Source organism: Dactylosporangium sp. CA-233914, from assembly GCF_050942935.1.
Lineage (GTDB): Bacteria > Actinomycetota > Actinomycetes > Mycobacteriales > Micromonosporaceae > Dactylosporangium.
Genome location: NZ_CP192030.1, coordinates 9,695,783 through 9,708,856, shown reverse-complemented (window position 1 = coordinate 9,708,856; position 13,074 = coordinate 9,695,783). Strand labels below are relative to the sequence as shown.

The following is a 13,074-nucleotide window of genomic DNA, read 5'->3' as shown; positions in this document are numbered from 1 at the left end:
GTACATGATCGACCAGGCAACCACAGCGGTGGACTACGACGTCGTCGTGGTCGGAGGAGGCATTGCCGGCCTCGTCGCGGCCTGGCAGTTGCGCGATTACCGCGTACTGCTGCTCGAGGCCGACAACCGTGTCGGCGGGCGGATCAAGTCGGTACAGCACAACGGCTACTGGGCGAATGTCGGCGCACAGTTGTTTCCGCACGCCGAAACCGAGATCGGGCGCCTCGCGGCCGAGTTCGGCGTCGAGGTGCGGAAGGTTCCCGGTTCGGTCACCGCCATCGGACTCGGCAACCGGATTGTGAGCCCGCCCCGGGTGGAGCTGCTGCCCTTCGTCCTGAAGCTGTCCCCGCTCGAACGCCTGTCGTTCATGTGGGCCGGGCTCAAGGTCGCGCTCGGCGTGCGCGGGGCCAACAAGGTCGAGGCGATGCCCGCGACGACCGAGGCCGATGAGCATCGGCGCCGGGTCGCGTTGGCCGGCTTCAAAAGCGACCAGACGTTCGCCGAGTACGTGAGCAGCGCACGGGGACGAGCCCGCCAGGTGCTCGAGTGCATCGCCCACCGGTCGGCCGCCGACGCCGATGACGTGTCCGCGGGCAGCGCGCTGCTCTGCTGCGCCCACGTCATGGGACCGAGGGACGCCGTCGCAGCGACCGCCTCCGTGGTCGTCGGCGGCACCGAGCAGGTCGTCCTGGCGCTGCGCGACCGGCTGGGCGGGCGCATCGTCACCGGCGCCGAGGTCACCGAGGTCGCCGACCGCGGCGATCATGTCGTCGTCAGCTACGCCCACGGTGGCGCGGCCCGGCAGGTGACCGCGCTGACGACCGTCGTGGCAACCACGACCGACGTCACCCGGCAGATCGTGGCCGACCTGCCGCCCGAGCTGGACAAGGCGCTGGATGCGGTGAAGAACGGTGCCTTCTTGAGCATGGCCATCTTCACCGACGAGGAGACGCCGTTGCCGATCGACGACATCTACGCGATCACCACGCCCGGCCACGAGATCGACTTCCTGTTCAATCACGCGAACGTCCTGCGGACCGGTGCCCGCAAGCCCGGTGGCAGCCTGATGTGCTACCGGGGCGGTCGCCGGGCCGCGGAGCTGGCCAAGGAGACCGACGAGGTCATCCGCGACACCTACCTGCGTTCGGTGTACGACCTGGTCCCCGCATTGCGCGGGCACGTGGTCAAGACCGTTGTCCAGCGCTGGCCGGTGGGCACCATCTGGGGCGCACCCGGCCCGGACCGCGCCCTCGCCCAGCCGGCCCTCGATCGCGGGTTCGACCATGACCGCATCGTCCTGGCCGGCGACTACTTCGAACCGATGAGCGGTATGGAACCCGCCGCCAAGTCCGGCGTCCGCGCTGCCCAGCGCGTGCGCCGAGCGCTTCCCCAACTGGTCGGCTGACACCCCCGGCCCACCCCCGTTCGCCCACCCCCCGCCCCGACACCCCATCCCGAGGAGACGTCGTGAACCATACATTGAAATTCGTAGCCCCCCTTGTCGCTTCGGCAACGCTCGTGCTGGCCCTGTCCGCCTGTGGCTCGTCGGGCGACTCGTCCACAGGCGCCGCACCACAGGGCGGCGTCGACACGTCGGCGCCGCTCTACAACCAGGTGCCGGCGCAGTACCGCAAGGGCATCAAGGTCGCCGTCCAGCTCAACTCGGCCCCGCTGTCGATGCAGAACGAGAACGGCACCCAGACCGGTGAGGACCCGGAGCTGTTCGCGGCCCTGTCCAAGCAGCTCGGCATCCCGATCACGGTCGAGCAGACCTCGTTCGAGAATGAGCTCCTCGGGCTGGAGCAGAAGAAGTACGACTTCGTCGGGCAGACGAACATCACGGCCGAGCGCGAGCAGAAGTACACGCAGCTGGCGCAGTTCAAGGACGGCTACCGCTTCGCCGCGCTGTCCACGACCAGGGACATCGGCAACACCGTCATGGACCTCTGCGGCCGCAAGATCGCCTCGCAGGTCGGCGACCAGGCCACCGACTACCTCAACCAGAAGTCGAAGGAGTGCACCAGCGCAGGCAAGGGCGCCATCACGATCATCCAGATGCCCTCGCAGGCCGAGGAGTACGTGGCCGTCGCGAGTGGCCGCGCCGAGGCCGCCGTGCAGCCGCTGTCCCTGCTGGCGTACTTCTTCAGCCAGAAGGACCAGCAGCTGGGCAAGTCGTGGAAGGAGACCGGGCCGTCGATCCTGCCCATCCTCGTCGGCTACACGTTCCTGAAGGACTCGCCCCTGGTGCCCGTCGTGCAGCAGGGCATCCAGGCGCTGATCGACAACGGCACCTACGGCTCGATCCTCAAGAAGTGGGGCCTCAGCGAGAACGCCGTCCAGAAGGCCGAGGTCAACCCGGCGCCCCTCGCGGTCGGCTAGGCGAGCCGTTGTCCCGCCAGCTGCAACCCATCCCGGAGGTGAACATGCAGGCCGACCGAAACGCACCGGCCATAGAAGCCGTGCGCCGCGCGGCGACCGAGGCTCCGGCGCGCCGCACGACGGACGCGACGGCACGGGTCCATGAGGCGAATCTGGCCGTCCGGCAGCACCGCCCCTGGGGCGGAGTGGCCGTCGCTGTCGTCGTGCTGCTGCTGCTCGCCGGCCTCGTCCAGAGCGTGGTGCGCGCGCCCGCGATGGAGTGGGACGTCGTCGGACACTACCTGTTCAACCGCCGGATCCTGTCGGGCGTTTGGACCACGATCAGCCTCACCGCGATCTCGATGGTGCTCGCGCTCGTGCTGGCCGTGGTGCTGGCGATCATGCGGCTGGCCGACACCTGGGCGCTGCGCCGCATGGCGGAGCTCTACGTGTGGTTCTTCCGCTCGACACCCGTCCTCGTGCTGCTGATCATCACGTTCAACCTGGCGCTGATCTTCCCGGAGCTCAAGGTCGGCATACCCGGCACCAGCTTCAATGTGTCGTCGGGCCCGACCAACGAGCTGATCTCGCCATTCTGGGCCGCCATTCTCGCGTTCGCGCTCAACGAGGCCGCCTATGCTGCGGAGATCCTGCGAACGGCGATCCTGGCCGTCTCGAAGGGCCAGGTCGAGGCCGGCATCGCGCTCGGCATGACCAATGGGCGGATCTACCGCCGGGTGATCCTGCCGCAGGCCGTGCGGATCGCCATACCGCCGTTGAGCAACGACGTGATCAACCTGCTCAAGGGCACCTCGCTGGTCGCCTTCATCTCCGTGTTCGACCTCATGTACACGGCCGAGGCGATCTACCAGATCAACTTCAAGGTGTTTCCGCTGCTGATGGTCGTCACCATCTGGTACATCGTGATGGTCACCGTCCTGTCGGTGTTCCAGTCGCTGCTCGAGCGCAAGCTGCGTGGCCGTGGCCGCGGCCGCGGCCGCGGCCGTCGTCCGTCGAAGCGGCCCCGGGCCGACGAAACCAGCCGGCGAGGTGTGCAGTGAGCGACTACGTGCTGGAAGCGATCAACATCTCCAAGCGATTCGGCGACGACCTGGTCATCGACGATGCCACGCTGCGGGTCGAACGCGGACAGACGGTCTGCCTGATGGGGCCGTCCGGTGCGGGCAAGACGAGCCTGCTGCGCTGTCTGAACCACCTCGAGAAGCCCAGCGCCGGCGCGGTCTACATCGACGGCGAACTGCTGGGCTACCGGCGGCGCGGCGATCACCTGGTCGAACTGCACAAGCGGGAGATCGCCCGGCAGCGCCGGGAGATCGGCATGGTGTTCCAGTCGTTCAATCTGTTCGCGCACATGTCGGTGATCCAGAACATCGTCGAATCGCCGATCGGCGTCCTGGGCCTGGACCGCAAGGAGGCGCGGCAACGCGCCATGGAACTGCTGGAGACCGTCGGGCTCGCCCACAAGGCGAACGCCATGCCCGACGAGCTTTCCGGTGGCCAGCAGCAGCGCGTCGCCATCGCTCGCGCCCTGGCCATGCGGCCCAAAGTGATGCTGTTCGACGAGCCGACCTCAGCCCTCGACCCCGAGCTGGTCAAGGAGGTCCTCGACGCCATGCGCACGCTCAGCGAACTCGGAATGACGATGGTCGTGGTCACTCACGAAATCGGGTTCGCCCGGGAGGCCGCGGCCCGCGCCGTGTTCATGGAGCGTGGCCGAGTCGTCGAAGACGGCCCGGTCGAGCAGGTCTTCACCAACTCCAGCAACGCGCGGGTGAAGGACTTCCTCGGAACGGTCCTGAAGTAGTCCCTGTACGTGTCGAAGCGCCCGCTGCCCGCGGGACCTTGTGATCGAAGGATGCCATGTCACTACCCGCAGGTCTCGATCTGCTCGTTCGCTCCTGGAACAACCCGACGCCATCCGGTCAGCGTTTCCCGGACGGCGGCGAGTACCGGATCGAAATCCCCAGCGTGGAGAGTCCCGAAGCGTTCTCCGCGGTCGTTGAGCAATGCGCGAAGTACGACGTACCCCTGCACCGCGTCTCGCAAGGCAGTGGCATCACCGTGCTGACCGACGCGCAACTGCGCGAGTACGTCGCCATCGGCGCCGACGCCAACGTCGAGGTCTGCCTGTTCATCGGGCCGCGCGCCCGGTGGGACGGCAACTCGGCCTCCGCGCTCACCGCTGACGGCAACATTTTCGGCGCACGGCACTTCGGCGTGAACGGACTGCGGGCCGCGTGGGAGGACGTCGATCGCGCCGTCGAAGCAGGCCTGCGCAGTGTGCTTGTCGCCGACGAAGGACTGTTGCGGTTGATCGGTGACGCCAAGCGGGCGGGATCGCTGCCGAGCGACCTCGTCGTCAAGGCGTCGGCACTCATGGGCATCGCCAACCCGCTGGGTGGCAAGGAACTGGCTGACGGCGGCGCGACCACGCTCAACATCGCCAGCGACACGACGATCGGCGACGTCAGCGCGTTCCGTGCGGTGACCGACGCCGTGCTGGACATCTACATCGAGGGCCAGGACAACCTCGGCGGGTTCATGCGCTACCACGACATCGGCGACATCGTCCGGGTGGGCGCGCCGGTCCACCTGAAGTTCGGCCTGCGAAACGCACCGAACTTCTATCCGGCCGGCGAGCACATGGCCGGTATCGTTCGATCGTCGGCCGTGGCTCGTGTCCAGCGTGCCGTCACTGGACTCGAGCATCTGCACCGTGCCTATCCCGACGCGATCGCCTCACCGGCCGGCGGCCGGCGCGACGGCGTCCCGGTGCGATCGTGACCGGATCGGCCGTGCGGGACGACGTCGCGCTCGTCGCCGACGCCGGCCGGCGGGCCCGCGACGCCCAGCGGGTGTTCGACTCGATCGCAGTGGCCGAGCGAGCCCGCCTGCTGACGGCACTGGCCGACGCGGTCGAGCGAGCCCGGCCCGAGTTGGTCGAGCTCGCGATCGGGGAGTCACGGCTACCGAAGGCGCGCCTGGACGGCGAGGTGGCGAGGGCGGCGGGGCAGTTCCGGCTCATGGCGGACCTGGTAGCCGATGGCGGATTCCTGGACGCCACGATCGACCCGGCCGATTCGACGGCTGTACCACCGCGCCCGGATCTGCGCCGCAGCCACACCGCGATCGGCCCGGTCGCGGTGTACGCCGCGTCGAACTTCCCGTTCGCCTTCGGGGCGGCCGGGACCGACACATCGTCCGCGCTGGCCGCCGGCTGTGCGGTGGTCGTCAAGGCGCACCCGCTGCAGCCGCGCACGGCTGACGCGAGCATCGCGGTGCTGCGCCAGAGCCTCCACGCCCAGGGGGCCCCGGCCGACCTGGTTCAGGTTGTGCACGGCATGGACGCCGGGCGGGAGCTGATCCGCTGCGCGGAGATCCGCGCCGGTGCGTTCACCGGATCCACCGCAGGCGGCCGGGCACTGTTCGATCTGGCCGGCGGGCGGCCGGACCCGATTCCGTTCTACGGCGAGTTGGGCAGCGTGAACCCGGTCCTGTTCACCCCGGCCGCGGTTGCGGAGCACCCGGAGCGACTGGCCGAGGAGTTCGCCGGCTCGATCACGTTCAGCTCGGGCCAGCTGTGCACGCGGCCGAGCCTGCTGCTCGTGCCGGCGGGCCCCGACGGCGAGCGCTTCGAGCAACTGCTGGCATCGGCACTGGCCGCTGCCGCGCCCGCGCCGATGCTCAGCTCGGTCATGGCCGAGAACTTCACCGCGGCCACCGATGCGCTCGTCGGACATGCGGGGGTCCGGGCACTGGTGCGCGGCGCCGACGCCGGCGGTGCTCCCGGTGCCGTGCTCGGGACGGTACAAGCCGCCACAGTGCTCGCCGACCCGATGCCCTACCTGCACGAGCTGTTCGGTCCGTTCGCGCTGGTGGTCCGTTACCTCGATGTCGCACAGCTGGGCGCGCTGATGGACATCCTCCCGGGCTCGCTCACCTTCACGCTCCGCGGCACGGCCGACGACCCCGATCTCACCAGCGAAATCGTCGCCGCCGCGCGCCGCCGGGCCGGTCGCCTGCTCTGCGGTGGCGTGCCGACCGGCGTCAGCGTGACGCGGGCGCAGATGCACGGCGGCACCTGGCCGGCCGCGACCTCGTCAACGCACTCCTCAGTCGGCGAACTGGCGATCCGCCGGTTCCTGCGACCCGTGGCCTACCAGGACATGCCGCAGCGGCTCCTGCCACCCGAGCTTCGCGACCACAACCCGGGCGGCGTTGCCCGGCGGGTCAACGGCGTCCGATCGACCGGCTCATTGACGTCAGCGGTGACGGCCTGACCCCGACCCGCGCGGCCGTCCCGATCCGGTCGGCCGCTTCATCATCCCTACTGCGAGGAGGTTACTTCGTGTCTGAGGTCCCCAACTTCGAAGGCATCATCCCGGCGATCGTGACGCCGTTCACGGCGGACGGCACGGCGGTGAACGACGACGTGCTGCGCCAGGTGGTGCGCTTCCAGCTTGACGCCGGCGTCGGTGGCCTGATCCCGTGCGGCAGCACGGGCGAGTTCTTCAGCCTGACGCACGACGAACGCAAGCACGTCGTCGAGACGGTCGTGGCGGAGACCAACGGGGCGGTCCCGGTGCTCCCGCACACCGGTGCCCTCACCACCAAGGAAACGGTCGAGCTCAGCCGGCACGCCGAGCAGGCCGGCGCCGCCGCGGTCATGGTGATCCCGCCGTTCTACGAGCCGAACACCTTTCCCGAGCTGCTGGCGCACTATCGGGCGATCTCCGACGCGATCAGCATCCCGATCGTGTACTACCACATGCCGTCGGCGAGCGGGCACCCGCTGAGCCGCGAGCAGTTCGAGCAACTGGCCGAGATCGAGAACGTCCGGTTCACGAAGGACAGCAGCGCCGAGCCGCTGCCGTTCGCCGAGATCAGCCTGGAGATGGCCGGCCGGCTCACGCCGATCAACGGCGAGGACAAGCTGGTGTTCGCCGCGTTCGCGGAGGGCGCCCGGGCGACGGTCTGGGGATCGGCCACGTTCTTCCCCGGCCTGGCGGTCGAGCTGTACGACACGCTGGTCGTCAAGCAGTCGCTCGGCGACGCCCGGGCCGTCTGGCGCCGTATCTGGTCCGTACTGCAGGCGCTGCGAGGCGTCTCGTACCAGAGCGCGGTCAAGGCCGGCTGCGAGCTGGTCGGGCTCCCCGTCGGCTCCCCGCGGCTCCCGATCGCGCCGGCGCCGAAGGAGTACTACAGCCAGCTCGCCGCCGTTCTGCGCGCGGCGGGCGTCGAGGTCGTCACCGAGGCGTGACGCGAACCGGGGGTGTCGTGCCGGACGGCGCGAACACCCCCGGACCGTCCGGCAGCCGCTACGCATCGAGCATCCGCAGGGCGTCACAGTCTGCCTCCCCACTCCGATCCCCCCGGACATCGCCTGCACGTGCGGGCAAATCAAAGCCAGGAAGGTGACCTGACATGGCTACGATCGAGCGTATCCACGTCACCGGTGTCGGGCCGGACATCCCGCGCACCACGTGGGCCAGTATGCCGCCCCAGTTCATGCTCATGACGATTGTGCAGGTCTTCGACTCCGACGGGGGCGTCGGCGTCGGCTGCACCCAGAGCTACGGCGCCGGCCAGTACGACTTCGCGACCTTCGAATCGATCCGCCCGCTCGGGCAGTACATCCTCGGCAAAGACCCCGCCAACATCGAGGCCCGCTGGCGCGACCTGCACACCTACATCACGCCGACAGCGCCCGGCGCGATCGCAGCCGTCGACATCGCCCTCTGGGACCTCGCGGCCAAGCGGGCCAACCTCCCGCTGTACAAGATGCTCGGCGGCTTCCGCGACTCGATGCCCGCCTACGCCTCGACGGCCGAGCTCGAGACGACCAACGACTACCTGCAGCACGTCGAGGAGATGATGGCGGACGGTTTCAAGGCGATCAAGTTCCACGCCTGGAACCAGCCCGACAAAGACCTGGAGATGCTCACCACCGTCAACAAGAGGTTCGGCGGCCAGGTGACGTTCATGCACGACGCGGAGAACCGCTACGACTTCAACGGCGCCGTCAAGGTCGGGCGGGCGCTGGAAGACATGGGCTTCCGCTGGTTCGAAGCGCCGTTCCGCGACTACGACCTGACCAGCTACTTCCGCCTGCGAGAGCGGGTCAAGATCCCGATCGTCCCGCACGGCCTGTGGCTGATGGACCTCCAGGAGATCTACCACCACGTGGCCCGCCTGCCGTGGGACGCCGTCCGCTTCGACGCCTCAATGAGCGGCGGTATCACCCAGGCTCGCAAAATGGTGGCGCTGGCCGAGGCCCTCGGACTGCCGGCCGAGCAGCAGAGCTGGGGCTACTCGCTCATCCAGGGAGCGGCGATTCACGTCGGGCTGGCCTCGCCGGTCAGCAGCTACTTCGAGCTGCCGATCCCGTACGACGCCTATGAGTACGGCATCACCAACCCCATCCGGTGCGACGCGGAAGGCAACGTCCGTGCGCCGGAAGGGCCGGGCATCGGCCTGGAAATCGACTGGGCCGCGATGAAGCGCGCGACCCTGGCCGAGTACGACTGCAAGAGCGTGGACGAGGTCTGGGCCGGCGTATGAGCGAGCACGTGCAACCCGCAGCCGCCGGGCAGACGGTCGTCGTCACCGGGGCCGGCAGTGGCATCGGTGAGGCGACCGCGCTGCTCGCCGTACACGCCGGATATACGGTCGCCGCGATCGGGCTGGAGGCGCCGCGCCGGCCCGCTCCGGAGTGGACCGAGGCGGAGCAAGCCGGCCGCCTGCGCTTCCTCGCCTGCGACGTCCGCAGCGAGGACGACGTCGTCGGCGTCTTCGCCCGGCTGGCGGACGCCGACCTCGCCGGGGTGGTGTGCAGCGCCGGAATCGACGCCGGCGCACCCACGCACGAGCTGACACTGCAGATGTGGAACGACGTCATTTCCACGAATCTGACTGGTACCTTCCTCACGTGTCGCGAAGCGATCAAGGTGTTCCGCCGAGCGAAGCGACCCGGGTCGATCGTCTGCATCTCCTCACCGTGGAGCTTCGTCGCACCCCGAGGGGGCGCCGCAGCCGCTTACGCCTCGTCCAAGGGCGGCATCAGCTCGTTCGTGCGCGCACTGGCCGTGGAATACGCGGGCGTCGGCATCCGGGTCAACGCCGTCACGCCGGGGGCGACCGAGACACCGTTGATGTGGGCCAACGTCACGGGCGATCAGATCGACGCGGTGCGCACGCAGATCGAACGCGAGGTGCCCGTCGGGCGCCTCGCCGCGGCCGCCGAACCGGCCGCCGCCATCCTGTGGCTGCTCAGCTCCGCCGCAGGCTATGTCACCGGCGCCAATCTGACCTGTGACGGCGGGGCGCTCGCCGCCGGAGTGCTGACCGTTTGAGCACGCGCGACACCGATCTCGCCAACCAGGCGCCGGCCGAGCGGGTTGCTCGGGTCCGCGAAATCATGGTCGAGGCCGGCGCCGAAGCGCTGCTCGCGACCGACCACGCCACCGTGCACTGGCTGCTCGGGCAGGAGACGGCCCCGGGCGTCAGCGCACTGGTGACTCGGGAGCGGGTCGTCGGTATCGGCGGGCCGGCTCGCGAGGACCGGCCGGAGTCCGCCCTCGACCGAATACCAGCCCATGCGCCGGTGGCAGTAGAGACCTCGGCCTTGCCCACCACGCTCCGCCCGCTGCTGAGCGGACGACCGTTGCTCGACGCATCTACGCGGCTGGCATCCTTGCGGTTGGTACACGATGAGGCCGATCTGCGGGGCATCCGCGCGGCAGCCCGGTTCGCGAGCCGCGGACAGCAGCTACTGCGCGGACATCTCGAACCCGGCATCGCCGAGGACGAACTGTTCGCCTGGCTGGACAGCCGGCTGCGGGCCGATGGCGCAGCGACGACGGCCATCGTCGATCTGATGTTCGGCCCGCGCTGTGCCTCGATCGGGCTTCCACCGTCCGGGCGTCGGCTGGCCCCGGCCGATACGGTGATATTCGACTTCGCACCGCTGCTCGGCGGTCTGTGGGCGGACTCGTGTTCGACATCCGTGGTGGGCGCGGTCCGGCCGGAGGTGCGCCGCGCCCACGACTGTGCGCGGCGCGCGCTCGACGTGGGGATCGCCATGGCGCGACCGGGCGTGGTGGTCGGCGCCCTCGACCGGGCGGTCCGCACCGTGCTCACCGACGCCGGCTATCCCGAGTGCCCCCACATGATCGGCCACGGCATCGGCTACAAGCAGCAGGACTACCCGTTGTTCGACCCGCGCTCCGAGGCCGTCCTCGCGGCGGGTGCCGTCGTCGCGATCGAGCCCGGCATGTACCTGGACGACTTCGGTGTCCGGGTCGAGCATCTGATGCTCGTCGAAGAGCACGGGGCGACGCTGCTGACCGATCACGACCTCGCACTCACGCCGTCCTGAAAGGCGGCCTCGCCCGCATGCCGCACACGGTGGCGCGCCGTGAGGCAGCCGCCGGCGTATCTCGCGTTCGGTCGCTCACCGTGGACCGGGCGAGCGAGCGGTTCGAGTAGCCGCGCCCAGTGCCTCGACCTGGGCGAACGCCGGGATCGAGGGCTGGGAGCCGAGGCGGGTCGTGGTGAGGGCCGCGGCGGCGCTTGCTGTGGTCATGGCGGTGGGCAGGTCGGTGCCTCTGCTGAGCTCTGCCGCAAGTACGCCACAGTAGGTGTCTCCCGCACCGGTGGTGTCCACGGCGGTGACCTCGAACGAGGGCACGTGCAACCGGGCGCCGTCGCGCCGCTGGAGCAGGCTGCCTCGCGGGCCCAGCGTGACCACGACCGTGGGCACGCGGTCGAGCAGGGGCCCGTAGATCTCGGCCTCGTGCTGATTGACCACCAGCACGTCGACGCACGCCCACAGCTCGCCCGGCAGGTCGATCGCCGGGGCGGCGTTGAGCACGAACAGCGCGCCTTCGCGCCGGGCGGCCGCGGCGTCGAGCACGCGGGCCGGCGGTGTTTCGAGCTGGCAGAGCAGCACGTCGGCCGAGCGGATCGCCGCGCGGTCGGCCTCGCTGAGGGGCGCGTCCGTGACGTTCGCTCCGGGCGTGACCACGATCGAGTTCTCCCCGCGGCCGTCGACCATCACCACGGCGCTTCCGGTGCCGGCACCGGTGGCGGCCGTCACGCGTACGTCGAGCAGGGGGTCGGTGAGCAGGGTGGTGACCTGTTCACCGGCGTGGTCCGCGCCGATCGAGCCGACGAACGTGGTCGCCGCGCCGCCCGCCCGGGCCGCCGCCAGCGCCTGATTGGCGCCCTTGCCGCCGCAACAGACGGTGGCGGCCGACGCCAGCACCGTCTCGCCGGGCCGGGGCAGCTCGGCCACCCGCAGCATCGTGTCGAGGTTGACGCTGCCGACCACAACCACGTGTCCCTGAGCCACCCGAACCTCGTCTCGGTCGTGTAAACGTTTCCATGGAGACCGCATGGCGTCCGTGTTGGACACGGTAGAGTGCGTGAATCGCGATGTAAAGGATTACATCAAGGGCTTGCGGGCGCGGATGGCGGTGTGTCAGAGTCTCCGGCATCCCCAGAGGAGCCGTCCGGATGGCAGGGCCGTAGCCCCACGGATGTGACGAGGCGAGAGAAGACCCATGACACGACATGCAGAGATCGTCGGCGGCGGCATCGGCGGCCTGGGCCTGGCGAACTGCCTGGCCCAGCGCGGATGGACGGTGCAGCTCCACGAGCGGGGCGCCGAGATCCGCGAGGTCGGCGCCGGGCTCTACCTGCGGAACAACCCATTGTCGGTGCTGGAGAAGCTCGGATTGTTCAGCGCGGTCGCCAAGACCGGCCTGCCGCTGGACATCGAGCGCCGTTGCGACCGCCACGGCCGCACCCGGCATCAGCAGCGCAGCGTCGGCGACCAGCGGATGTGGGCGCTGCGGCGGGAAGACCTCATCCGCGCCCTCGAGAAGGGCGCCCGCGACGCCGGAGTCGTCATCCGCACGAACTCGAAGATCGTCAAGGCGACCGACGCCGGCACGATCGTGGCCGAGGACGGCAGCACCTTCTCGGGCGACCTCGTGGTCGGGGCGGACGGTTACCACTCCGCCGTCCGCAAGAGCCTGAACCTGACCAAGACCTACCAGCAACTGCCGAGCGTGGCGACCCGCTACATCATCGCGGGCCGCGAGTTCGAGCCGATCGCGCGTACGACCATGCACTGGTCGGGCCGGCGGCGCGTCGGCGTCACGCCGACCAGCAGCGACGCCACGTACATCTTCCTGATCTCACCCGAGGACGACGCCGAGGGAGTGTCGTACCCGATCGACGTGGTGAGCTGGAGCTCGAGCTTCCCGGCACTGACCGGGCTCTTCCAGAAGATCGCCGAGACGCCGAGCGAGCCGCTCCAGCATCACTACATGGTGGTGGAGGCCACGAAGTGGTCCTCCGGCTCCGCCGCCATCCTCGGCGACGCCGCGCACGGGCTGCCCCCGCTGCTCGGGCAGGGCGCCGGACTCGCGCTGTCCAACGCCTGGGCGCTCGCGCACACCCTCGACCAGGTGCCGGCCGTGCCCGACGCGCTGGCCCGCTGGGAGCGGACCTACCGGCACTATGCCGACCTGACCCAGAAGTGGTCAGTGCGGCTGGACACCCTGACCTGGAAGTGGCCCACCCAGCTGCTCGCCGTGCGCGAGCCGGTGCTGCACGCGATCCAGACCCTGCCCAGGTGGGAGCGCGAGATGCACATCGCCGACCGCTTCCCGATCGCCGCCTGAAGGG

At 69.6% G+C, this 13,074-nt stretch carries 12 protein-coding genes; 11 read left to right on the top strand and 1 reads right to left on the bottom strand.

Annotated elements, in window-relative coordinates:
- The first annotated feature begins 4 nt into the window (after positions 1-4).
- The 10 genes from ACQPY0_RS43075 (at position 5) to ACQPY0_RS43030 (ending at position 10,756) form a co-directional block, all read left to right on the top strand.
- Positions 5-1,405 (top strand): flavin monoamine oxidase family protein, encoded by a 1,401-nt coding sequence (locus ACQPY0_RS43075; protein WP_432995597.1) that lies wholly within the window; start codon positions 5-7, stop codon positions 1,403-1,405.
- A 62-nt stretch (positions 1,406-1,467) separates the two neighbouring features.
- A complete protein-coding gene (locus tag ACQPY0_RS43070) occupies positions 1,468-2,379 on the top strand; it encodes a transporter substrate-binding domain-containing protein (protein ID WP_432974465.1) in 912 nt (303 codons plus the stop codon).
- 44 nt (positions 2,380-2,423) lie between these two features.
- Positions 2,424-3,419 carry an amino acid ABC transporter permease gene (locus tag ACQPY0_RS43065; protein WP_432974463.1) on the top strand — a complete coding sequence of 332 codons (996 nt, stop codon included), beginning with the start codon at positions 2,424-2,426 and terminating at the stop codon, positions 3,417-3,419.
- The gene (locus ACQPY0_RS43060) at positions 3,416-4,183 is read left to right on the top strand and encodes an amino acid ABC transporter ATP-binding protein (RefSeq protein ID WP_432974461.1); all 768 of its coding nucleotides are present in this window, start codon (positions 3,416-3,418) and stop codon (positions 4,181-4,183) included. Before ACQPY0_RS43065 ends, ACQPY0_RS43060 begins: the two co-directional genes overlap by 4 nt.
- A gap of 56 nt (positions 4,184-4,239) precedes the next feature.
- Positions 4,240-5,163, top strand: coding sequence for a hypothetical protein (locus ACQPY0_RS43055; RefSeq protein ID WP_432974459.1), 924 nt, complete (start codon positions 4,240-4,242; stop codon positions 5,161-5,163).
- A complete protein-coding gene (locus ACQPY0_RS43050; RefSeq protein WP_432974457.1) occupies positions 5,160-6,659 on the top strand; it encodes an aldehyde dehydrogenase family protein in 1,500 nt (499 codons plus the stop codon). The genes ACQPY0_RS43055 and ACQPY0_RS43050 overlap by 4 nt, the downstream gene beginning before the upstream one ends.
- A 68-nt stretch (positions 6,660-6,727) precedes the next feature.
- The gene (locus ACQPY0_RS43045) at positions 6,728-7,639 is read left to right on the top strand and encodes a dihydrodipicolinate synthase family protein (protein WP_432974455.1); all 912 of its coding nucleotides are present in this window, start codon (positions 6,728-6,730) and stop codon (positions 7,637-7,639) included.
- Between the two features lie 164 nt (positions 7,640-7,803).
- Positions 7,804-8,940 carry a mandelate racemase/muconate lactonizing enzyme family protein gene (locus ACQPY0_RS43040; RefSeq protein ID WP_432974453.1) on the top strand — a complete coding sequence of 379 codons (1,137 nt, stop codon included), beginning with the start codon at positions 7,804-7,806 and terminating at the stop codon, positions 8,938-8,940.
- A complete protein-coding gene (locus ACQPY0_RS43035) occupies positions 8,937-9,731 on the top strand; it encodes an SDR family NAD(P)-dependent oxidoreductase (protein WP_432974451.1) in 795 nt (264 codons plus the stop codon). Before ACQPY0_RS43040 ends, ACQPY0_RS43035 begins: the two co-directional genes overlap by 4 nt.
- Positions 9,728-10,756, top strand: a complete 1,029-nt coding sequence (locus ACQPY0_RS43030) for a M24 family metallopeptidase (RefSeq protein WP_432974449.1) — start codon at positions 9,728-9,730, stop codon at positions 10,754-10,756. Before ACQPY0_RS43035 ends, ACQPY0_RS43030 begins: the two co-directional genes overlap by 4 nt.
- Before the next feature lie 75 nt (positions 10,757-10,831).
- On the opposite strand, the gene ACQPY0_RS43025 is transcribed toward ACQPY0_RS43030, so the two are convergent.
- On the bottom strand, positions 10,832-11,731 hold the full coding sequence (locus tag ACQPY0_RS43025; protein ID WP_432974447.1) for a ribokinase: 900 nt from the start codon (positions 11,729-11,731) through the stop codon (positions 10,832-10,834).
- A 211-nt stretch (positions 11,732-11,942) separates the two neighbouring features.
- On the opposite strand from ACQPY0_RS43025, the gene ACQPY0_RS43020 reads away from it, so the two are divergent.
- On the top strand, positions 11,943-13,070 hold the full coding sequence (locus ACQPY0_RS43020) for an FAD-dependent oxidoreductase (protein ID WP_432974445.1): 1,128 nt from the start codon (positions 11,943-11,945) through the stop codon (positions 13,068-13,070).
- The last annotated feature ends 4 nt before the right edge of the window (positions 13,071-13,074 follow it).

Excerpts from the sequence above, each read along its gene's own strand:
- ACQPY0_RS43055 (WP_432974459.1), top strand. The coding sequence starts at position 4,240 with ATGTCACTACCCGCAGGTCTCGATCTGCTCGTTCGCTCCTGGAACAAC.
- ACQPY0_RS43040 (WP_432974453.1), top strand. The coding sequence starts at position 7,804 with ATGGCTACGATCGAGCGTATCCACGTCACCGGTGTCGGGCCGGACATC.
- ACQPY0_RS43020 (WP_432974445.1), top strand. The coding sequence starts at position 11,943 with ATGACACGACATGCAGAGATCGTCGGCGGCGGCATCGGCGGCCTGGGC.
- ACQPY0_RS43065 (WP_432974463.1), top strand. The coding sequence starts at position 2,424 with ATGCAGGCCGACCGAAACGCACCGGCCATAGAAGCCGTGCGCCGCGCG.
- ACQPY0_RS43035 (WP_432974451.1), top strand. The coding sequence starts at position 8,937 with ATGAGCGAGCACGTGCAACCCGCAGCCGCCGGGCAGACGGTCGTCGTC.
- ACQPY0_RS43075 (WP_432995597.1), top strand. The coding sequence starts at position 5 with ATGATCGACCAGGCAACCACAGCGGTGGACTACGACGTCGTCGTGGTC.